The sequence below is a fragment of the Martelella alba genome (assembly GCF_005217455.1).
Taxonomy (GTDB): domain Bacteria; phylum Pseudomonadota; class Gammaproteobacteria; order Enterobacterales; family Enterobacteriaceae; genus Acerihabitans.
In genome coordinates this window covers 35,422-55,475 of the sequence record NZ_SZPQ01000025.1, presented here as the reverse complement: position 1 = coordinate 55,475, position 20,054 = coordinate 35,422, and the positions used below count along the sequence as shown (strand labels likewise).

The following is a 20,054-nucleotide window of genomic DNA, read 5'->3' as shown; positions in this document are numbered from 1 at the left end:
CTCTACTAATTGAAGCATCTACCCGGATTTGAAGGTGCCAAAGTATACCACAAAGTGGCCGTTCCAGGAAAATTGTCGGCGTTGAATAGACGTGCCTCATGGCGCTCCGGCCGAAGGGATTGCTGGCCTGCCGGCCGGTTCCAGGTATACTTGCAGCATTTCGCCCGTTATAGACTCAGGGAGCGCAGTGAATGAATCCGGAAGTGGATAATCCGCCGCCGGCCGCCGGCAACGTGGATCAAAGGGAAATCGCCAAATTCGATGCCATGGCGTCGCGCTGGTGGGATCCCGAAGGGGAATTCAAACCCTTGCATCGCATTAATCCGTTGCGGCTGGACTATATTCTGGAACGCGCCGGCGGCCTGTACGGCAAGGCGGTGCTGGATGTCGGCTGCGGCGGCGGCATTCTGGCCGAAAGCATGGCGCGCGAGGGCGCCGCCGTCACCGGTCTGGACATGGGGGCCGAACCGCTGACGGTGGCCCGGTTGCACGCGCTGGAAAGCCGGCTGGACATCGATTATATCCAGCAGACCGTGGAAGAGCGCGCCGCCGCCGAGCCCGGCCGCTACGACGTGGTTACCTGCATGGAGATGCTGGAGCATGTGCCGGATCCGGCCTCCGTCGTCCGCGCCTGCGCCCGGCTGGTCAAACCCGGCGGCGATGTGTTTTTCTCCACGCTCAACCGCAATCCCAAAGCCTGGCTGATGGCCATCGTCGGGGCGGAATATGTGCTGCGCATGGTTCCGCGCGGTACCCACGATATCGCCAAATTTATCAAACCGGCGGAACTGCTGGCCTGGGTGGACGACACGCCTTTGCGGGGGCGGCATATCACCGGCCTGCATTACCTTCCCCTGCGCGACCGTTTCGTTCTGGGGGGCAATGTGGATGTCAATTACATGTTGCATACCCGCCATGGGGGATAACGGGCAAGGGGTCCGTGCCGCCAGGTACTTACTTTGGGATTAATAATCCATCAAAAGATATCTTTTAGAATTTTTTAGCGACTCGGCTTGACAAGCGGCAAGCGCCGAAGAAATAGCGCTTTGTCGCTTGCCGTTAACATTTCGCCCCCAACTTATCCACACATCGCCCCGTTTTCGTCCCTTGCATTAACGACTATTAATCACTATCTTGTTATCAAATTAACATAAAAACCCCATATATAGTGGTTTAACCCCAATCGACACACTATAGCCGTTTGTGCCCGCGCACGAACGGTTCGGGATCACTCAGGACAGGTGCCAAGCCCCATGAACCAGAGTCTGCTTGTTACTAAACGTGACGGCCGTAAAGAAAAAATCAACCTCGACAAAATTCATCGCGTCATCGACTGGGCGGCGGAAGGGTTGGAGAACGTTTCGGTTTCCCAGGTGGAACTCCGTTCCCATATCCAATTTTACGAAGGCATTAAAACCGCCGACATCCATGAAACCATTATCAAGGCGGCGGCGGATCTGATTTCCCGCGATGCGCCGGATTATCAGTATCTGGCCGCGCGCCTGGCGATTTTCCATTTGCGCAAGAAAGCCTATGGCCAGTTCGAGCCGCCGAAGCTTTATGATCATGTCACCCGTCTGGTGAAGATGGGCAAATACGACCGTCATCTGCTGGAGGATTACAGCGCCGAGGAGTTCGCGGCGATGGACGGTTTTATCGATCACTGGCGCGATATGAATTTCTCCTACGCCGCGGTCAAGCAGCTGGAAGGCAAATACCTGGTGCAAAACCGGGTCACCGGCGAAATTTACGAAAGCGCCCAGTTCCTGTATATGCTGGTGGCGGCCTGCCTGTTTTCCGGCTATCCCAGCGAGACCCGGCTGGATTATGTCCGCCGCTTTTATGATGCGGTGTCCACGTTTAAAATTTCGCTGCCGACCCCGATTATGTCCGGCGTGCGCACGCCCACCCGCCAGTTCAGTTCCTGCGTGCTGATCGAGTGCGGCGACAGCCTTGATTCCATTAACGCCACCTCCAGCGCCATCGTCAAGTATGTCTCGCAACGCGCGGGCATCGGCATCAACGCCGGGCGCATCCGGGCGCTGGGCAGTCCGATCCGCGGCGGCGAAGCCTTTCATACCGGTTGCATTCCTTTCTACAAACACTTCCAGACCGCGGTGAAATCCTGCTCGCAGGGCGGCGTGCGCGGCGGAGCCGCCACCCTGTTCTACCCGCTGTGGCATCTGGAGGTGGAAAGCCTGCTGGTGCTGAAAAACAACCGCGGCGTGGAAGGCAACCGGGTGCGCCACATGGATTACGGCGTTCAGCTTAACAAACTGATGTACCAGCGTCTGGTCAAGGGGGAAGATATCACCTTGTTCAGCCCGTCGGATGTACCGGGCCTGTACGACGCGTTTTTCGCCGATCAGGATGAATTTGAACGTCTTTATACGCATTATGAGCAAGACGAGACGTTGCGCAAAAAGCGGGTCAAGGCGGTGGAACTGTTTTCGCTGATGATGCAGGAACGCGCCTCCACCGGTCGTATCTATATTCAGAACGTGGACCATTGCAATACCCATAGCCCGTTTATTCCCGCGGTGGCGCCGATCCGCCAGTCCAACCTGTGCCTGGAGGTGGCGTTGCCCACCCGGCCGCTGGAAGACGTCAATGATCAGGACGGCGAAATCGCCCTGTGTACCCTCTCGGCGTTCAACCTGGGCGCCCTGGACAGTCTTGACGACCTGCGTGAGCTGGCGACCCTGGCGGTGCGCGCCCTGGATGCGCTGCTCGATTACCAGGATTACCCTATTCCGGCCGCCCGGCGCGGCGCCATGGGGCGCCGGACCTTGGGCATCGGCGTTATCAACTACGCCTATTATCTGGCGAAAAACGGCGTGCGTTATTCCGACGGCAGCGCCAACAATCTGACCCATCGCACATTCGAGGCCATTCAGTATTATCTGCTGAAGGCGTCCAATGCGCTGGCCAAAGAGCGCGGCGCCTGCCCCTGGTTCGATCAGACCGCTTATTCCCAGGGCGTGTTGCCCATCGACAGCTACAAGAAAGATCTGGACGGCATCTGCGACGAGCCGCTGCATTACGACTGGGAAACCCTGCGCGACGATATTCGCCGCCACGGCCTGCGCAATTCCACCTTGTCGGCGTTAATGCCGTCCGAGACCTCCTCGCAAATCTCCAACGCCACCAACGGTATCGAGCCGCCCCGCGGCTATGTCAGCATCAAGGCATCCAAAGACGGCATTTTGCGTCAGGTGGTGCCGGAATCCAATCGTCTGAACGGCGCCTACGAGCTGCTATGGGAATTGCCGAACAACGATGGCTACCTGCAACTGGTGGGGTTGATGCAGAAGTTCGTCGATCAGGCCATTTCGGCCAATACCAATTATGATCCGGCGCGTTTCCCCGCTGGCAAGGTGCCGATGAAGCAATTGCTGAAGGATTTGCTGGCCGCCTATAAATACGGTCTGAAAACGCTGTATTATCAAAATACCCGTGACGGCGCGGAAGACGCCCAGGAAGATTTGCAGGCGGTCGCCGCCGAGGCCGACGACTGCGAAAGCGGCGCCTGCAAGATTTAACGACGGTCGCGGACGGCGCGCGCCGTCCGTGGGTAACGGGAGGGACCATGGCCTACACGACATTTTCACAACAAAAAAACGATCAATTGAAAGAACCGATGTTTTTCGGACAATCGGTCAACGTGGCGCGTTACGATCAGCAAAAATACGACATTTTCGAAAAACTGATCGAAAAACAATTGTCTTTCTTCTGGAGACCGGAGGAGGTGGATGTCTCGCGGGATCGTATCGATTTCCAGGGATTGCCCGAGCACGAAAAGCATATTTTCCTCAGTAACCTGAAATACCAGACACTACTGGATTCCATTCAGGGCCGCAGCCCCAATATCGCCCTGCTGCCGCTGATTTCCATTCCGGAATTGGAAACCTGGGTGGAAACCTGGGCATTTTCGGAAACCATCCACTCCCGCTCTTATACGCACATTATCCGCAATATCGTCAACGATCCGGCGCTGGTGTTCGATGATATCGTCACCAATGAGGAAATTCTCAAGCGCGCCAAGGATATTTCGGCCTATTACGACCAATTGATCGAAATGACCAACTGGTACCACCTGCTGGGCGTCGGCACCCACCACATCGACGGCAAAGAGGTGGTGATCTCGTTGCGCGAGTTGAAGAAGAAACTCTATCTGTGCCTGATGAGCGTCAATGCCCTGGAGGCCATTCGCTTTTATGTCAGTTTCGCCTGTTCCTTCGCGTTCGCCGAACGGGAACTGATGGAGGGCAATGCCAAGATTATCCGTCTTATCGCCCGCGATGAAGCGCTGCATCTTACCGGGACCCAGCATATGCTGAATTTGATGCGTTCTGGCGATGATGACCCGGAAATGGCCGAGATTGCCAAGGAGTGCGAGCAGCAATGCTACGATTTATTCGTGTTGGCCGCCCGGCAGGAAAAGGAATGGGCCGATTATCTGTTCCGCGATGGTTCCATGATTGGGCTAAATAAGGACATTCTTTGCCAATATGTGGATTACATCACCAATATCCGCATGCAGGCGGTGGGCCTGGATCTGCCGTTTACCACCCGATCCAATCCGATTCCCTGGATCAATACCTGGCTGGTCTCGGACAATGTGCAGGTGGCGCCGCAGGAAGTCGAGGTCAGTTCTTACCTGGTCGGCCAGATCGATGCCGAAGTGAATACCGACGATTTAAGCGATTTCGAATTCTGATGAACGAGACGCCCAAGGTCATGCTGCGTCTGCTCGGGACGCAGTTGTCCTGCGAGGCCGGGCACCGTTCGCTGCTGGACGTACTGGAAGCGAACCGTATTCCGGTGGAATTCCAGTGCCGATCCGGCTATTGCGGGTCTTGCCGCTTGCGGCTTGTGCGCGGCGAGGTCCGTTACTCGCAGCCTCCCCTGGCCTGTCTGCGACCCGGCGATATCCTGCCTTGCTGCTGTCTGCCCGCCGGCGATATCGAACTGGATGTTTGAGCGCCGCGCCCGTCGCTGTTCGCGGTGAGGCCGGCTGCCCGCGCAAATCTCAGCACGCCGACCCACGCGCGTCGCTGAGATAACGCACTCATAATTTGAAGAATAACTTATAGCGATTCGGTATTTGTGTCCGTCGGCCCGCCCGGTATGCTTTTCAGACTTGTCACACACCTTTAACGCCGTTCACCGAATAACACTCCATTATGTCAGAATCCAGCACAATGGCGCATGTCGCCACCCTTGATGACGCGGTTCCCGTCGAGAACAAAGCCGTCACGATCCGCAGTGCCGCCGATGTTTCGCGATGGGTTAACACCAGCACCAGCAAGCGCAGTCACGCCAATATCATTATCGCCATCGCCTTGGGCGGCGTGTTTCTCGATGCCTATGATTTGGGCGCGCTGGCGTTCGGTATCAAAGACATCGCCCGGGAGTTCAACCTGACGCCGTCGGGTACCGGCATGGTGGCCTCGGCCATTACGTTCGGCGCGGTCATCGGCGCGTTTATCGGTGGATATCTGACCGATAAAATCGGCCGGTACCGGGTGTTTATGGCCGATATGTTTTTCTTTGTGGTGGCGGCCCTGGCCTGCGCGCTGGCCCCCAATGCCTGGGTTCTGGGCGGCGCGCGTTTTGTCATGGGGCTGGGGGTGGGAATCGATCTGCCGGTGGCCATGGCTTTTTTGGCGGAGTTTTCCCGGTTAAGGGGCCGCGGCAACAAAGCCGCCAGTATCGCCATGTGGTGTCCAACCTGGTATGCCGCAATCAGCGTGTCCTATTTGCTGGTGCTGCTGCTCTACGGGGTGCTGCCCGCCGAGCAGACCCACTGGCTGTGGCGGGTGATTCTGGGTTTCGGCGCGGTGCCTGCGCTGGCGATCATCGCCATTCGCAGCCGCTATATCAGCGAGTCGCCGATTTGGGCGGCCAATCAAGGGGATTTGGCCGGCGCGGCGGCCATTTTGCGCCGCTCATACGGTATCAACGCCCATGCCGCGCCCCGTTCCGAGCAACAGCGCCCGCCAAAGGCGGCCCGGGTCCGCTTGAGTAATTATCTTCGGTTGCTGCAAGGGGTCTATTTGCGCCGCACCCTGCTGGCCACGGTTATCGCGGTTGCGTCTTCTTTTGCCTATAACGCCGTGGCGTTCGGCTTACCGGTGATTATCAGCAGTTTTCTGGCGCAATCGATGCTAACAACGATTCTGGCGTCGCTGGCGCTCAATTTACTGTTCGCGTTTGTCGGCGGTCTGATTGCCGTGCGGTGGGTATCGCGGTTCGGCGCCTGGCCTATGACCGTGTTGGGGTATGTTTGCCAATTGGCGGCGCTGGTGGGACTGGCGCTGGTCGGCCGGCCGCACGACGGCGCGCAGGCGGCGCTGGCGCTGGCCATGCTGGCGCTCTTTTTGTTTGGACAGGGTTTCGGTCCCGGTTCGCACAGTATGACGTTTGCGTCGCTCAGTTATCCGACGTCATTGCGCGGCGTCGGGGTGGGATTCAATCAAACGCTGATGCGCGCCAGTTCCACGTTGTCGCTGTTTTTGTTTCCGGTTCTGGTGGCCTGGCTGAATACCGGCGTGTTCTGGGTGATTGCCCTTGCCCCGCTGGCGGGCTTGCTGGCGCTGGTAAGCGTTCGCTGGGAGCCGTCGGGTTATGATGTGGACGCCGAGGATTTCGAAACGGCGCCACCGCGCTAACGCTTCCCGCCGGGCGAGATGAACAAGCCGCGGACCCGGCCCGCAAAGATTGCCCGCCGGCGGGGGAAGCACGGAATATCAGGGAGCGATTACAGGGTGTCGGCGGTTTTTATCCAGCCGTGCTCGGTGTAGACCGGCCAGCCGTTCAGCCAGCGGCGCAGCATATTCAGCGCCAGCAGCGAGACCATTTCCTGGCGGATTTTCAGGCTGTGCCGCTGAATGTTGACGGCGAAATTCACCGTCTGGGCGAAAGTGCGCTCCGGCGTATGCAGCGCCAGACTCAAGCGGCTTTGATCCAGACCGCCCACCGCCAGCGCCAGCGGAGCGCCGTGGCGTTCGGCCAGGGCCCGCGCTTCCCGCGCCAGATGATGCAGCGCGGCGCCGTCGGAGGCCGACGCCACATCGGCGTCGGCAGGGGCCATCCACTCCCCGCCGGCCACCGGCATACCGGCGCTTTGGCATTGCCAGGTCAGTAGGCCAGCGGTGAAATGTTCCCCGAGGGCCAGGGTCAACCCCCGTTGCCGCAAACGTTTGGCCAGTTGGGCGGGCAAATCCTCGGTGCCTTCGTATATCGCGCTTTCGCCCGCCACCGCCCTGACCTGCTGCCAGGCCAGTTCCATCGCGTCCCGTTCGTGGGCGGGACCGGTTAATTTCAATTCGATGATCGGCATGGAAGAACGGTATCCCAGCACCACTTCTTCCGGCAGCGTCATTGGGTCAAGCTGGCTGGCCAGCTCGCTCTCCGCCCGGCCGAAGGTGGTCAGACGCAGGCAAATGGGCGGATCGGGCAAATCAAAGCGCTCGCGCAAGCGCGGCATGATTTGCTCGGTCACCATCACTTTGAATTCTGAGGGCACGCCGGGGGTGAAAAACAGCAGGCAACGGTTGAGCTGCAAGGCGAATCCGCAGGCGGTGCCCACCGGATTGTCGATCATCTCGGCATTGGCGGGAATCATCGCCTGCTTGCGATTGCTGGGCGCCATCACCCGGCCCCGCTCAGCGAAAAACGCTTCCATTTTCGCCAGCCAGCCGGCATGTTCCACCAGTTCTTCCCCTGCGGCCGTAGCGGCTGCCAAGGCGCTCAGGTCATCGCTGGTCGGCCCGAGGCCGCCATTGACAATCAGGATATCCGCCCGCAGGCTACGCTCGGTCATCGCCGCCACCAATGCGGACAGGTTGTCGCCCACGGTCATTCGCGCGCTCATCGGCAACCCCTGTTCGAAGAAGTAATCCGCCAGCCAGGCCGCATTGGTATCGACAATCTGTCCATGCAACACTTCATCGCCGGTGCACAGCATTTCAACCCTAAGCATCATCCTCTCCTCTGAACACCCTTTACCGTCACTTTAGAAAGCCGTATCGATAAACACAACCTTTCTTTACGGTTTTATCGAGAATTGCGCGGCGACCCAGGCCGCCAGCCGGCCACGGGGAATTTTGATCCCGCCGCCGCCAAAAGAATCCGGCAGCCGGTAATAGGCGATAGGCCGTTGCCAGGGCGCCAGTTGGGGGTTCAGCCACTGGCCGAGCCCCTCGAAGGGGATGTCCGCGTCCAGCACCGCCACCGGCCGATGGCCGAACTCCGCATCGGGCACCGGCACCACAAATGCCTGGCGGACGGCGGGATGGGCCGCCAGTATCCGTTCGATATCCTCCGGCTGGACACTTTCGCCGCCGCAAGTAAACAGGTTATCCAGCCGGCCGGCGATGTAGAGCTCGCCATCGCGAATCCGCCCCCGGTCGCGGGTATGAAACCAGCCGTCCCTATCGGCGAGCGGCAATATTCCGCCGTCCTGCCAATAACCCACCGCCATACTGTTGCCCCGCAACCAGACTTCGCCCTCCACCAGTCGCCATTCCCGGCCGGGCAGCAGGGTTCCCACGCCAGGGGACGCATCGGCGCGTTTGGCGCAAACCGTCGAGGCGAACTCGGTCATCCCGTAGCCGCACCAGCAGCGCACTCCCCGCGCTTCGGCCTGTTGCGTGAGATCCGTGGGGATCATGGCGCCCCCCAGCAGCACATCGCGCAAACGAAAACCGGCGGTGTCGCCCGCCAATAACCGCCACAATTGGGTCGGGACCAAAGACGCATGGGTACAGCCCGCCAGGGCCTGAGCCAGGGGACGATCGTCGGCGAGCACCAGCGCGGCCCCCGCCGTCAGCCAGCGCCAGACGATGCCCTGGCCGGAAACATGGGATAACGGCAAAGACAATAGCCAGCCGTGCTGTTGCCCGAACCCCATTAATGCCACTATCGCCGCCGCGCTGGCGAGATGGGCGGCGAACGTATGCGCCGCCGCTTTGGGCAGGCCGGTAGAGCCGGACGTCAAGGTTAGGGTCGCCAGCCGGTCGGCCCGCCAGGGTACCAACGTGCCGTAGCCGGAAAGGGGGGCGGATACGCCCATCGACAACGGCCGGACGCCGGTCGGCCAGGATTCGCCATTAGCGCACCAGCCGAAATCCATGTTCAGACCGGGCAATCGACGCGCCAGCAACTCTGCCGGCCATTGCGGGCTAAGCGGCGCCACCCGGGCGCCGCATTGCAAGGCGGCCAGATAGGCCAGCACCAGCTCCAGCCGGTTTTTGCCGCGCAACGCGACGCCGGCGCCTTCCACGACGCCGGACGCCCGCCATTGCGCGGCCAGACGGTCGACATGCGCGGCCAATTGCCGCCAGGACCAGTCGGCGGCCGCGGTACGCAAAGCAATACGATCCGGGGCGACATGCGCCCAGTGTCGCCAGGGCCAATCATCAAAACACGTCATGGGCTGTTTTATACTCTTAAGGATTCACGTTGCAGGGCGGAAGGCGCCTGCAATGGTAAGGCGCTGCCGGGCCAGCGGCGCAACAGTTGCGCGCCCATCAGCGCCAGCGTATCCAGTCCCGGCGGCACGCCGGGCGTCAGCCAGGCGGCCAGGCGAGCCAACTGGGTCAGCCCCAGGCTTGATTCCACCGATGAGCTGACGACGGCGGTCAATCCCGCTTGCCGGACCGCGCAAATAAGATTGGCGCAGCGTTCCAGGCCGCCTATCAGGGTCGGTTTGACGATTACCGCCGCCACGCCGGGTTGCGCCGTTGGGCGAAAGCCCGGATCACGCACGCTTTCATCCCAGGCGATGGGCAGGTTTGCGCGACGCGCGAAAGCCAGGGATGCCTTGGGATCGGCGCAGGGCTCCTCGATAAAATCAATGCGGTCGGCAACGGCGCGATCCAGCCCGGCGGCGAAAGCGGCGGCTTCGGCGAGTGTCCAGCTCCGGTTGGCGTCCAGCCGCAAACGCCAGTCGGGCAATGCCGCCAGCAGCCTGTTGATATTTCCGGCCTCAGCCGGCGGTTCGCCCAGCGCCACTTTGATCTTGGCGATGCTCGGCCCCGGCCGCCCGGCCAATTGCGCCATCCACTGTTCCGGCTCGCCACGGCACAGGGGTACCGATTGAAAATCGGCCCGGGCCGGCAGACGGCCGGCTAATTCCGCCAATGCGCAACTGATGCCGAAAGCCGCCGAAGGCGGTATACCGTCCAGATCGGTTTCCCGCGCCGGGTTTGCGCCGTTTAGCCGGTCAGGTTGTTCCGCCGCCCAAATCGCCAGCCATCGACGCGCGGCGTCGGCGGCCTGTTGGAGGCTCTCCTGGCTAAAGCCGGGCAGAGGGGCGATTTCTCCTTCGCCGATCCGGCCGCCTTGCGCCAGCCGGACCACCAGACCTTCACGCCGTGTCGGCCGTCCCCGCCGCAATACGGCGCCGGCGTCCAGCGGCAGGCTGTAGCGGAACAGGGACGCCTGGCGCATTACGGGTTCCGTTTGAATTTGCTGAAATCGGGCTGGCGTTTTCCCACAAAGGCATTGCGCCCTTCCTGGCCTTCATCGGTCATATAGAACAGCATGGTGGCATTGCCGGCCAGTTCCTGCAATCCCGCCTGGCCATCGCAATCCGCGTTTAGGGCGGCTTTCAGGCAACGTAACGCCATTGGGCTGTTTTGCAGCATTTCCCGACACCAGCGCACCGTTTCCTTTTCCAAATCCGCCAGCGGCACCACATGGTTCACCAAGCCCATTTCCAGTGCCTGCCGGGCATCGTATTGCCGACAGAGAAACCAGATTTCGCGGGCTTTTTTCTGGCCGACGATTCGCGCCATGTATGAGGCGCCCCAGCCGCCGTCAAAGGAGCCCACCCGGGGACCGGTTTGGCCGAAAACGGCATTTTCCGCCGCCAGGGTCAGATCGCACATCATGTGCAAAACATGGCCGCCGCCGATGGCATAACCCGCCACCATCGCCACCACCGGTTTTGGACAGGTGCGGATCTGCCGTTGAAAATCCAACACATTAAGATGATGTACGCCGCTGTCATCGCGGTATCCGCCATAATCGCCGCGCACTTTCTGATCGCCGCCCGAACAGAAAGCCAGGTCACCGGCGCCGGTCAGGATGATCACGCCGATACCCTCGTCATAACGGGCGTCGGCCAACGCCTCAATCATCTCCTTAACGGTCTGCGGACGGAAAGCATTGCGCACCCGGGGGCGGTTGATGGTGATTTTGGCGATGCCGTCGCCGGATTTATGATAAAGGATATCCGTGAAATCCCCGCTGCAATCATGCCAGTCGACCGGGGCATACCAGTATTCATCGTTGCGTGTCAGCATAACTCTTTCTTTCCTTATTAAGCCAAGGGGGCAAGCAAGGTGAGAAGTCGGTCGGCGAAAGCCGACGGATTGGCGCGGTGGCTGTTATGCCCCGCGCCGCGCACCGTCAGGAACGGCAGCGCGCAACGCCGCGCCAGCGCGGAGAATTTGTCATCGTATTCCCCGCAGAGATAGCCAAAGGGAATGGGCAGGCTTGGCAACAGCGGCAGCAAATCGGGCTGGCGCCCCAGCGAGGTAGCCATGAGCATGGCGGCGACGGCATCGCCGCGATTGTGGCGACGCAATTCGACCAACGCCTGGCGTTTATCGGCGGACAGTTCGGCGAACACCGGCTGCCGATACCAGTCCGCCAGCACCCTGGCCAGAGGTTCTTGCGCAAAACGCCGCGCCCAGGCCCGATCGTGCCGTAACCGCTCCGCCCGTTCCCCATGGCGCGGCAGGCCAGGATGGGCCCCTTCCGCGAAAACCGCCCGCAGGCCGGGCGGACGGGCAAGACAAGCATGGTATAACGCGATTCGCCCGCCCAGGGAGTAGCCTATCAGGATATATGTCTTGATGCCGGCCGCGGCCAGGGTATGCGACAAACCGCGGGATACCTCGGCGAAATCCGCCGCGCCGCGGGTAAAAGAATCGCCATGGCCGGGTAAATCCACTACCGCCAGGGGCCAGTCGGCGAAAAACGGCAGCGCCGGCGCCCAATCCCGGCCATCGCCCAGCAGGCCGTGCAGCCACACCAGCCAGGGACGTCCGGCCTTGCCCGGTCGCTGCTCGCGGATGGCCCAGGTCATTGCGCCGCCATGCCGGCGACCAGTCGACGGAACAGTTCGGCGCCTTCGGCGGGGGGAACGCTGAGTTCGATAAGCGTGGCGCCGGATGTCCGGCGCCATGCCTCGTTAAGGCAGGCTTTGAGTTCGGCGAAATCCGCCGGTCGCGCATATGGCAAACCAAACAAAGCCGCGGCGTGGCGAAACTCCACGCGCTGGGGCATGACATACAGGGGTTGGCGAACTGTTTCCGGGGTGGGCAGCAAAGAGAATATCTGTCCGCCGTCGTTATTTATCACGACGATGACCGCCGGCGACGCGCTATCTCGGAATAACGCCAGCGCATTCAGATCATACAAGGCCGACAGATCCCCCACCACCACCAGCAGCGGCCGGTCTTCGCCGCGTAACACGCCGGCCGCGGTGGAAAGCAGTCCGTCTATCCCGCTAGCGCCCCGGTTGCCATAAACCGGGTAGCCGGCCGGCAGTTGCGCCAGCGCGTCCACCAGCCGGACGGTCAGGCTATTGCCCAGAAAGAGCCGGCCGCCGACGGGCAACAACTCGGCCAGGCGGTAGGCGAATTGCGCCTCGCCCAGCCCTTCCCCCAGCATCGCCCGAATATGCTCGCCCGCGCGACGGGACAACGCCGTCAGCGGGGCGGCCCAAGGGGTTTGAGGACAGGCGGGATGGGCGTCCAGCCAGGCGCCTATGGCGGAATGAATACGGCGGCCACGGTGATTGGCCGGATCCAGCCGGCCCGCCGCGGGGTCCACCAGCCAATATTCCGCCGCCGGGCATTGCGCCTGCCATTGCAATAATCGCTTGCCGGTCAGTCCGCCGCCGAACTGAATAACCCATTCCACGCGACGCAGACAGGCGCTGGCGGCGGGATCGGCCAGCCATAAATCGGCATGGGGCAACGGCTGACCGGTTTGCGACAGCACATCGCCGATGAGCGGCCAGCCCAGCTCAGCGGCCCAGACCGCCAGACGCTGCCCTTGCTCGGCGGGCATACGTCCGGCGATGACCAGCCCCCGGCGCCGGCGCCAGTCATGCCAATCGCCGGCGGCGACGGCGATGTTCGGATAATCATTGCGCAACCAGGGTCGGTAGTCGCGCCACCATTGGCCCAAGGACGACGACCAGGCGTCTTCTTCGGCCGGGTCCGGGCCATAAAAGGGTTCGGCGAAAGGACAATTGATATGCACAGTGGCATTACCTTGCGCGGACAGCGCCTGATCCAGCGTCGATACCAGCCATTCGGCCGGGATATCCGGCGTCGGTCGGGGCAGATTCACCGTCTGGCCGGCGAAACCGGCGAACAGGCCGGATTGGCGGATAGCCTGGTTAGCGCCGCAATCAATCAGCTCCGGCGGCCGATCGGCGGTGAGCAGGATCAGGGCCTCGCCGGTCAGACTGGCTTCGATCAGCGCCGGATACAGGTTGGCCGCCGCCGTGCCGGAGGTCACGATGACCGCCACCGGGCGGCGGGTAGCTTTGGCCAGCCCCAGCGCCAGATGCCCCAGGCCACGCTCATCAAAGTGGGTATGGCGAGCCAGCGCCGGCTGCGCGGCGGCGGCCAGCGTGAGGGGCGTGGAGCGGGAGCCCGGCGCGATACAGATATCCCTGACCCCATGCCGCGTCAGGGTTTCCACTATTACACCGGCCCAGCGCCGGTTGAACCGGACGGTAAAATCTTGGCGTGCATCAATCATTATCGCTGTGATCCGTCAATAAAAAGAAGATACCGTTCCACCACCGCGGCCGGCACCCGATACCGACGGCGTTGGTCCCACCGTCGATGCCACCGGGCGAAAAAGCATTATTATAGAACATGGCGGCACGGGTTCATTGATTTATACTTTCGGACGCGGCGAACAGGGTGCGCATGCCATCGGCTTTGTGGTCGATTTCCGCCCATTCCTGTTCGGCGTCGGAACCCTCGATAATGCCCGCCCCGGCATAAAGCCAGGCCGATTGATTTTCCAGCAGGGCGCAGCGCAGCGAGACGTTGAATTCCGCCTGTTCCAGCGACAAATATCCGGCGGAACCGGCGTACCATTGTCGCTCGAAGGGTTCGTGCCAGGCGATAAAATGCCGGGCGGCATCCCTGGGTAGGCCGGCCACCGCGGCGGTAGGCTGTAGCAGGGACAGACAGCGCGCATCATCCCGGCAGTCAAGCTCGGCCATGATGGACCGACGCAGATGCTGCACGGTACGCAAACCAATGACCTCCGGCGGGGCCACATCCAACGTCACCGCCGCCGGATGCAGACGCTGGCAGATATCATCCACCACCAACAGGTTTTCACGCTGGTTTTTATCGTCATTCATTAGCCAATCGGCCAGCCGCGCCCTGGCGGCCGGCGTCTCGCCCACCGCCGCGGTGCCGGCCAGCGCTTCGGTATCCAACCGGTTGTGCCGCCGCCGGTACAACCGCTCCGGGCTGGATCCCAGAAAGGCCCGTTGCGCCGACCAGCGCAACAGATAGTGGTAGCAATGGCGATTCACCCGTTTGCTGGCGGCCATGAGCGCCCCGGCGCGGACGTGGCCGCTGAGATCCAGGCGGGTACGGCGCGCCAGCACCACTTTGGCGAATCGACCGTCGGCCAGCGCGCGCAGCGCCTGAGAGATAATGTCTGCCCATTGCCGGCGCTCTGGCTGGTGGCAAGCGGCCGTTTCCCGCACCGCAAGGGGTTCTATGGGGACGGCCTCGACAAACGTCGCCAATTGCGCGGCAAAATGGCGGGCGTCCTCCAACACGGAGTGATCACTCGCCAGGTTGATGATCAGGCGGTGGGTACGCACATCGCGCTGCCAGGTCAGTCGCGGCAGGAACAGGCTGCTGTCCGGCTCGCCGGCGCCGCTGCCGAACGCGTTCAATCCCCACAGGCGCAGCGACGGCCGGTCGGCATGGCCGGCCAGGAAGGCCTGCGCCTGTGCCGGACGATTGAACATCTTCAGTCCGCCGCAGGCTCCCGCCTCCAAATCGCCATTGCGATGCTGCCAGTAAAACTGCGGAAATAACGGCGAGGCATTCAGCCAGTCCAACATCGATATCCGCCCGTCAGGCGTCCACGGCAAAATAATCTGGAAAATCCCCGGCGCGGCGGGAATGTCCGTTGCGATATGCTGTTGGAGCGCCGATCGAAGTAACGACAGCATAAGTACCCGTAAATTGATAACTTGAGTAATAATGTGGATTATACCCTAAATAATCGGTGTTGCATCGCGGCGGTACTCACCTACCGGCAAGATCGGTAGACAGTTAAACAAAAAACCCGGCTGCCGCCGGCTCGGGGATGGGGCGAAAGCAGTGAAGCGGCCGGCCTGACTGGCCAGCCGGCGTAGGATTAACGGCGAGCCAGCAGTAAACCGACCACCAGACCGATTGATGCGCCGATGCCGACGCCGTGCCAGGGGTTTTCCTGGACATACTCATCGGCACGGTAAACCGCCTGTCTTGCCCGGTAATAGTAATTATCCGAGGCATGGCTGATGCGTTTTTTAACCTCGTCCAGAGCCGCTTCGGCACGGGTCTTTAACTCCACGTACTTCTGATCCGCCTTATCGCCGGAATAGGCCAGCACTTCCTCCAGGGTATCGGACAGCAACTGCACGTCGTCGTCGACATGGGTGTCTTGCGGTTGAATAGGATCTGTTGGGGTCGCCATGACTGTTCTCCGTGTTCTGATAAAATACCGACTCGATAGACTTATCTTACTTCACGTTACCACGCCGGCGGCGGTTCTTATCGGTTCCCGCCGGTGGCATCCCGCACTTGCCGTCGCGATGCAACGCGAATGATCCAGAGTATAACTATAGTCAGTTTTTCCCTGGCCGAGGCGGCATTCTTGCCGGATCATTCTTAAAAACAACCCGCTACCGGGTTTTCGTTCCCGCGGCGGGTGCTCTGGCGGCCGGCGTCCCCCTGATAAGCTTACCGGCACCGCCGATACACGCCGCCATCCTGCGGCGCGTTTTTCCCACACGCCGGCGCGACCTAGTGCTTCAACGTCTGGATATAGTCGGCCAGTCCCTGAATATCGGCGTCGCTTAAGGATTCCTTGGCCCGCTGTTCCGCGCCGCTGGTGGCAATCTTACCATCCCGGCGGTCGGTCAAGCCGGACACCAGTTGCTGCCGCGATAGGGAAATCAGCGGCGGCGCCTTTCCGAACGCGACCTGATTGGCCTTGCGACCGTGGCAATCGGCGCAATTTTGGTTATAGGTCTGGGCGCCGTCGGCCACCGCCCAGGACGAATACGCCAGACCGGCCGCCGCGAGGGTAAATAGCATACGTTTCATGATTGATCCCGCCGTGTTTCGCGAAACATCGCCGCCAGGGCGTCTTCGCCCTGCGCGCCTTCGTGGGCGGCCACCACTGTCCCCCGCCCGTTAATGAAGTAAGCCGTCGGCGTCCCGACCACCTTATAGCGTTCCTGAGTGATGCCCAGTTGATCGCGCACCACCGGAAAGGTCAGATGCAGTTGACCGAGAAACCGCGAAATATCTTTTTGTTGCGGGTCCGTATTGACCGCCACCACCACCACGCGCTCACCGTAGGTCTCGGTGAGTTTCTGTAACGCGGCCAGCTCGGCCGCGCAACCGCCGCAACTGGCCGACCAGAACGTTAAATAGACCGGCCGGCCCCGCCACTTCTCAAGGGTCGCCGCCTGTCCGTGGATATCGAACGCCGCCAGGGACGGCGCGGGCGAGCCGATAGAGACCTCTTGCTGTTTACAGCCGGCAAGCAACGCCGCCAGCGCCAACAGGCAGATAAGGCTAACGTTGCGATGCCACTTCATGATGGATTTTCTCCTCGCCAAGGTATTTGCCGTGTTGCAAACGCACGATGCGATCGGCGAATCGGCCCAGATCCGGATTATGGGTCACCATAACGATGGTGCGGCCCTGGCGATGTAAATCGGTCAGCAGGTCCAATACCCGGCGTTCGTTCTCCTCATCCAGATTGCCGGTGGGCTCATCGGCGAAAATAACCGGCGGCTCGTTGACCAGCGCCCGTGCGATGCACACCCGTTGCTGCTCGCCGCCGGAAAGCTGGCTGGGCAGATGCCCCATGCGGGCGCCAAGACCGACTTGTTCCAAAACGGCGCGCGCGGCCTGTTCGTCCACCACGCTATGGTAATGCTGCGCCAACATGACGTTTTCCAGCGCGGTGAGAAAGGGGATCAGGTGGAACTGCTGGAAGACCAGGCCGATTTTGTCGGCGCGAAATACCCGACGCCCTTCTTCGTCCAATCCGGCGGCATCCACGCCATCCAGCAGTACCTGGCCTTCGCTGGCGGTATCCAGGCAGGTCAGAATATTCATCAGCGTGGTTTTCCCCGAACCGGAAGCCCCCATGATGGCGACGAATTCCCCGCGTTGAATACGGATATTGATATTTTCCAACGCCGTGACTTTGCCGAACCTCTTGTAGAGATTTCGCGTTTCAATCACGTCATCCGCCGCGCGCGGCGGCTGCACCAGTCGAACGGCTGAAACCATAGCTTATTCTCCTTTCAAGACCAGGGCCGGCACCACATGCAGGGCGCGACGAACCGGAACGATGGCCGCCACCGCCGCCACCAGCAGGGAAAGCGCCAACGTAATGGGTAATACCGGCGCGCGCAGGGCGATAGAGGCGTTGAACACCGCATGCCCCAATATCTGCGCCAAAATAAAACCGGCCAGCACGCCGCAAACCACTGCCGCCAGCGCGATAATGCCGGTCTCGGCCAGGATTTGCAGTGTGATATCGCGCGCGCTGGCGCCCAAGGCTTTTTGTAGGGCGAACTCTTTTGCGCGCTCGCCGACGATAGCCATCAGGGTCGTGTTCACGCACAGGGACGACAGCACCAGGATCACTACCGAGACCAAGCCCATCAGGCCCTTGATTTTATTCAGTACCTGTCCTTCCGACGCCGATACCTTGAGAATGGGCCGCACATCCAGTTGCGGATATTGGCGTTGCAGCCGGTGGGCAAAGGCGTCCACCTGGCCGAGGTCATCGGCGACACTGAACATGGCGTTGGTGACTTGGCCCGGCTGGTGCAGCCATTGTTGCGCCAGATCCAGGTTCAGAATCAACATATTGTCGGTGGCGTCACCGGCATCGACAATACCCATGATTTGCAGGGTTTTCTTTTGACGGCCATCCACCAGCGTCACCCGGTCGCCCAGCTTGACATGCAAAATGGCCGCCAGCTTCACGCCTATCATGGCGTGTCGGTCATCGAAATTAACGCCAATCCAGTCGCCCTTGACTTGCCAATAGGGCACCAATTTCGGGAGGGAGTCGAACCACACGCCCATCAACACCACTTTTTGCAGTTCCGTGCGCGCCATGCCATACAGATAAGGACTGGCGGCGGCGATAAGGCCGGGCGGCGCCCGATCGATGATGGGCTGCAATACCGACATCGGCATCGTGGCGCCATGACCGGGTCCCAGGTAAAAATTGGCGCCGAACGTGCGCAGTTCCTGGCTCATTTTGGCATTGATGTCGAAATAAACCGACGCCATGGCCGTAACGATGGCCGCCCCTACCGTCAGCGCGGCGAACACCACCGCGACCCGGGACAACCGCAGCCGCAGCGCCCGCAGCACCAGCAGCCAGAACATCCGGTTATTCAACCTCCGGGCGCGGCCGGTGCCGGCCATCGGCATGTCCCCGGCGAAATCAGTTGCCATACAATACCTCTACCGGATAAAGCCGGCCGATGCGGCGAGCCGGGAACCAGGTACCGACCAGCGCGATAAGAATAGCGACCACCAACACGCTCGGCACCACAATCCAGGCGAAGCTGAGCGGCGCGCCGAACAGCATCAGGCCGATGGCCTTGGCCAGCCCCCAGCCGGCCAGGCAACCCAGCAGCCCGCCCACCGCGCCGCTCATCGCCGCTTCCAGGTAAAACACCAGCATAATTTGCCACTGGCGGGCGCCCAACGCTTTCATCAGGCCGATTTCCCGGGCGCGCTCCATGATGGTGCTGGTCATCAGCGAGGCGATTCCCATGGCCGACGCCGCCAGCGCCGCCAGGGTCACCACCGCCAGCAGCAATTGTATCTTCTCGATAACGACCCCTTCGGATGCCGCCACCTGCCAGATGGGATGGACCACCGAACCGGATATCGCCTCCTCCAGTTGATGGGCGATGGAGGAAACAAACGCGGTGCAATACCAGCGATCATATTCGGCCGCCGTCAGACTGGTGGGATCATCCCTGGCGCGCCGGGATAAATCGTTTTCCGGCACGGTAAGCGCCGATACCCGCACCGACTGTACCTTGCCGGCCAGCCCCAGCAATTGCTGGACCGCCGCCAGGGGCATAACCAGGCGTTCCTCCTCTTCGCCGCCGCTGGTCAACACGCCGCTGATACGGACTTGCAAGGGGGCATGATCGCCTTGCAACGTGAGCACATCCCCGGTTTTCCAGCCAGTGCGCTGGGCCAGTTGCCGGCCCACCAGGGCCTCAGGCTGCTGTCCAGCCGCCAGGGGTTCGTGGGGATAACGGCCGGCGACCCGCCAGTACGGGCTGATGACTTCTTGACCGGTGTGGTAATCCGGTTCATCCGGGACATTCACCGGCTGGGAGAAAAAGGTACCCAATACCGGCACGGTTTTGCCGTCCACAATGACATCGCCGTTCAACGAAGGCGCAAAACCGATGATGTTGTTACGCCAGAAAATGTCCTTGATGTTGGGAAGCTCCGACTGATCGAGAAGATCTCCGCCGGACAGCAGTTCGTCGTGTCGGCCGAAGCCGGTCGGCAGGGCGGCCTGTCCGGCCGGTTCAATCAGGATATTGGCGCCATAGGATTTCAGCTCGCGCGCCATTTTATCGCCGATATTGATGGAAACCGCCAATAACGCGGAGATCAACCCGGCGGCCAGGAAAACCGCGAGTACCGCCAGCGATTTGCGCCGGATATTTCTGCACCACGACTGCCGTAACATACGCCACAACATAG

At 61.1% G+C, this 20,054-nt stretch carries 18 protein-coding genes; 5 read left to right on the top strand and 13 right to left on the bottom strand.

Translation table 11 applies throughout. From position 1 onward, the window contains the following. Positions 1-191 precede the first annotated feature (191 nt). The 5 genes from ubiG (at position 192) to FCN80_RS16780 (ending at position 6,674) form a co-directional block, all read left to right on the top strand. On the top strand, positions 192-926 hold the full coding sequence (gene ubiG, locus FCN80_RS16800) for a bifunctional 2-polyprenyl-6-hydroxyphenol methylase/3-demethylubiquinol 3-O-methyltransferase UbiG (protein WP_136991326.1): 735 nt from the start codon (positions 192-194) through the stop codon (positions 924-926). Positions 927-1,253: 327 nt separating this feature from the next. Continuing rightward, a complete protein-coding gene (gene nrdA / locus FCN80_RS16795) occupies positions 1,254-3,542 on the top strand; it encodes a class 1a ribonucleoside-diphosphate reductase subunit alpha (RefSeq protein ID WP_136991325.1) in 2,289 nt (762 codons plus the stop codon). Positions 3,543-3,589: 47 nt separating this feature from the next. Then, on the top strand, positions 3,590-4,720 hold the full coding sequence (nrdB, locus tag FCN80_RS16790) for a class Ia ribonucleoside-diphosphate reductase subunit beta (RefSeq protein WP_136991324.1): 1,131 nt from the start codon (positions 3,590-3,592) through the stop codon (positions 4,718-4,720). Then, on the top strand, positions 4,720-4,983 hold the full coding sequence (gene yfaE, locus FCN80_RS16785; protein ID WP_136991323.1) for a class I ribonucleotide reductase maintenance protein YfaE: 264 nt from the start codon (positions 4,720-4,722) through the stop codon (positions 4,981-4,983). Before nrdB ends, yfaE begins: the two co-directional genes overlap by 1 nt. A gap of 203 nt (positions 4,984-5,186) precedes the next feature. Further along, on the top strand, positions 5,187-6,674 hold the full coding sequence (locus tag FCN80_RS16780; protein ID WP_136991322.1) for an MFS transporter: 1,488 nt from the start codon (positions 5,187-5,189) through the stop codon (positions 6,672-6,674). Between the two features lie 89 nt (positions 6,675-6,763). On the opposite strand, the gene FCN80_RS16775 is transcribed toward FCN80_RS16780, so the two are convergent. The 13 genes from FCN80_RS16775 to FCN80_RS16715 form a co-directional block, all read right to left on the bottom strand. Further along, on the bottom strand, positions 6,764-7,990 hold the full coding sequence (locus tag FCN80_RS16775; RefSeq protein WP_230492724.1) for a nicotinamide mononucleotide deamidase-related protein YfaY: 1,227 nt from the start codon (positions 7,988-7,990) through the stop codon (positions 6,764-6,766). 63 nt (positions 7,991-8,053) lie between these two features. After that, positions 8,054-9,439 (bottom strand): o-succinylbenzoate--CoA ligase, encoded by a 1,386-nt coding sequence (menE, locus tag FCN80_RS16770; protein ID WP_136991320.1) that lies wholly within the window; start codon positions 9,437-9,439, stop codon positions 8,054-8,056. Positions 9,440-9,447: 8 nt separating this feature from the next. Beyond that, a complete protein-coding gene (menC, locus tag FCN80_RS16765; RefSeq protein ID WP_136991319.1) occupies positions 9,448-10,458 on the bottom strand; it encodes an o-succinylbenzoate synthase in 1,011 nt (336 codons plus the stop codon). After that, on the bottom strand, positions 10,458-11,315 hold the full coding sequence (gene menB / locus FCN80_RS16760) for a 1,4-dihydroxy-2-naphthoyl-CoA synthase (protein ID WP_136991318.1): 858 nt from the start codon (positions 11,313-11,315) through the stop codon (positions 10,458-10,460). Before menB ends, menC begins: the two co-directional genes overlap by 1 nt. 17 nt (positions 11,316-11,332) lie before the next feature. Beyond that, positions 11,333-12,103, bottom strand: coding sequence for a 2-succinyl-6-hydroxy-2,4-cyclohexadiene-1-carboxylate synthase (gene menH, locus FCN80_RS16755; protein WP_136991317.1), 771 nt, complete (start codon positions 12,101-12,103; stop codon positions 11,333-11,335). Continuing rightward, positions 12,100-13,794: a 2-succinyl-5-enolpyruvyl-6-hydroxy-3-cyclohexene-1-carboxylic-acid synthase gene (gene menD / locus FCN80_RS16750; protein WP_136991316.1), complete on the bottom strand. Its 1,695-nt coding sequence runs from the start codon at positions 13,792-13,794 to the stop codon at positions 12,100-12,102. Before menD ends, menH begins: the two co-directional genes overlap by 4 nt. 133 nt (positions 13,795-13,927) lie before the next feature. Next, a complete protein-coding gene (gene menF, locus FCN80_RS16745; RefSeq protein WP_136991315.1) occupies positions 13,928-15,244 on the bottom strand; it encodes an isochorismate synthase MenF in 1,317 nt (438 codons plus the stop codon). Between the two features lie 188 nt (positions 15,245-15,432). Continuing rightward, a complete protein-coding gene (elaB, locus tag FCN80_RS16740; protein ID WP_136991314.1) occupies positions 15,433-15,753 on the bottom strand; it encodes a stress response protein ElaB in 321 nt (106 codons plus the stop codon). Positions 15,754-16,082: 329 nt separating this feature from the next. Next, the gene (locus FCN80_RS16735; RefSeq protein ID WP_136991313.1) at positions 16,083-16,385 is read right to left on the bottom strand and encodes a c-type cytochrome; all 303 of its coding nucleotides are present in this window, start codon (positions 16,383-16,385) and stop codon (positions 16,083-16,085) included. Beyond that, positions 16,382-16,885 (bottom strand): TlpA family protein disulfide reductase, encoded by a 504-nt coding sequence (locus FCN80_RS16730; protein ID WP_136991312.1) that lies wholly within the window; start codon positions 16,883-16,885, stop codon positions 16,382-16,384. Before FCN80_RS16730 ends, FCN80_RS16735 begins: the two co-directional genes overlap by 4 nt. Then, positions 16,863-17,588 (bottom strand): ABC transporter ATP-binding protein, encoded by a 726-nt coding sequence (locus FCN80_RS16725; protein WP_136991311.1) that lies wholly within the window; start codon positions 17,586-17,588, stop codon positions 16,863-16,865. The genes FCN80_RS16730 and FCN80_RS16725 overlap by 23 nt, the downstream gene beginning before the upstream one ends. 3 nt (positions 17,589-17,591) lie before the next feature. Then, positions 17,592-18,773: an ABC transporter permease gene (locus FCN80_RS16720; protein ID WP_230492723.1), complete on the bottom strand. Its 1,182-nt coding sequence runs from the start codon at positions 18,771-18,773 to the stop codon at positions 17,592-17,594. Next, positions 18,763-20,052, bottom strand: coding sequence for an ABC transporter permease (locus FCN80_RS16715; protein WP_136991310.1), 1,290 nt, complete (start codon positions 20,050-20,052; stop codon positions 18,763-18,765). The genes FCN80_RS16720 and FCN80_RS16715 overlap by 11 nt, the downstream gene beginning before the upstream one ends. Positions 20,053-20,054 lie beyond the last annotated feature (2 nt).

Excerpts from the sequence above, each read along its gene's own strand:
- ubiG (WP_136991326.1), top strand. The coding sequence starts at position 192 with ATGAATCCGGAAGTGGATAATCCGCCGCCGGCCGCCGGCAACGTGGAT.
- nrdA (WP_136991325.1), top strand. The coding sequence starts at position 1,254 with ATGAACCAGAGTCTGCTTGTTACTAAACGTGACGGCCGTAAAGAAAAA.
- nrdB (WP_136991324.1), top strand. The coding sequence starts at position 3,590 with ATGGCCTACACGACATTTTCACAACAAAAAAACGATCAATTGAAAGAA.
- yfaE (WP_136991323.1), top strand. The coding sequence starts at position 4,720 with ATGAACGAGACGCCCAAGGTCATGCTGCGTCTGCTCGGGACGCAGTTG.
- FCN80_RS16780 (WP_136991322.1), top strand. The coding sequence starts at position 5,187 with ATGTCAGAATCCAGCACAATGGCGCATGTCGCCACCCTTGATGACGCG.
- FCN80_RS16775 (WP_230492724.1), bottom strand. The coding sequence starts at position 7,990 with ATGATGCTTAGGGTTGAAATGCTGTGCACCGGCGATGAAGTGTTGCAT.
- menE (WP_136991320.1), bottom strand. The coding sequence starts at position 9,439 with ATGACGTGTTTTGATGATTGGCCCTGGCGACACTGGGCGCATGTCGCC.
- menC (WP_136991319.1), bottom strand. The coding sequence starts at position 10,458 with ATGCGCCAGGCGTCCCTGTTCCGCTACAGCCTGCCGCTGGACGCCGGC.
- menB (WP_136991318.1), bottom strand. The coding sequence starts at position 11,315 with ATGCTGACACGCAACGATGAATACTGGTATGCCCCGGTCGACTGGCAT.
- menH (WP_136991317.1), bottom strand. The coding sequence starts at position 12,103 with ATGACCTGGGCCATCCGCGAGCAGCGACCGGGCAAGGCCGGACGTCCC.
- menD (WP_136991316.1), bottom strand. The coding sequence starts at position 13,794 with ATGATTGATGCACGCCAAGATTTTACCGTCCGGTTCAACCGGCGCTGG.
- menF (WP_136991315.1), bottom strand. The coding sequence starts at position 15,244 with ATGCTGTCGTTACTTCGATCGGCGCTCCAACAGCATATCGCAACGGAC.
- elaB (WP_136991314.1), bottom strand. The coding sequence starts at position 15,753 with ATGGCGACCCCAACAGATCCTATTCAACCGCAAGACACCCATGTCGAC.
- FCN80_RS16735 (WP_136991313.1), bottom strand. The coding sequence starts at position 16,385 with ATGAAACGTATGCTATTTACCCTCGCGGCGGCCGGTCTGGCGTATTCG.
- FCN80_RS16730 (WP_136991312.1), bottom strand. The coding sequence starts at position 16,885 with ATGAAGTGGCATCGCAACGTTAGCCTTATCTGCCTGTTGGCGCTGGCG.
- FCN80_RS16725 (WP_136991311.1), bottom strand. The coding sequence starts at position 17,588 with ATGGTTTCAGCCGTTCGACTGGTGCAGCCGCCGCGCGCGGCGGATGAC.
- FCN80_RS16720 (WP_230492723.1), bottom strand. The coding sequence starts at position 18,773 with ATGGCAACTGATTTCGCCGGGGACATGCCGATGGCCGGCACCGGCCGC.
- FCN80_RS16715 (WP_136991310.1), bottom strand. The coding sequence starts at position 20,052 with ATGTTGTGGCGTATGTTACGGCAGTCGTGGTGCAGAAATATCCGGCGC.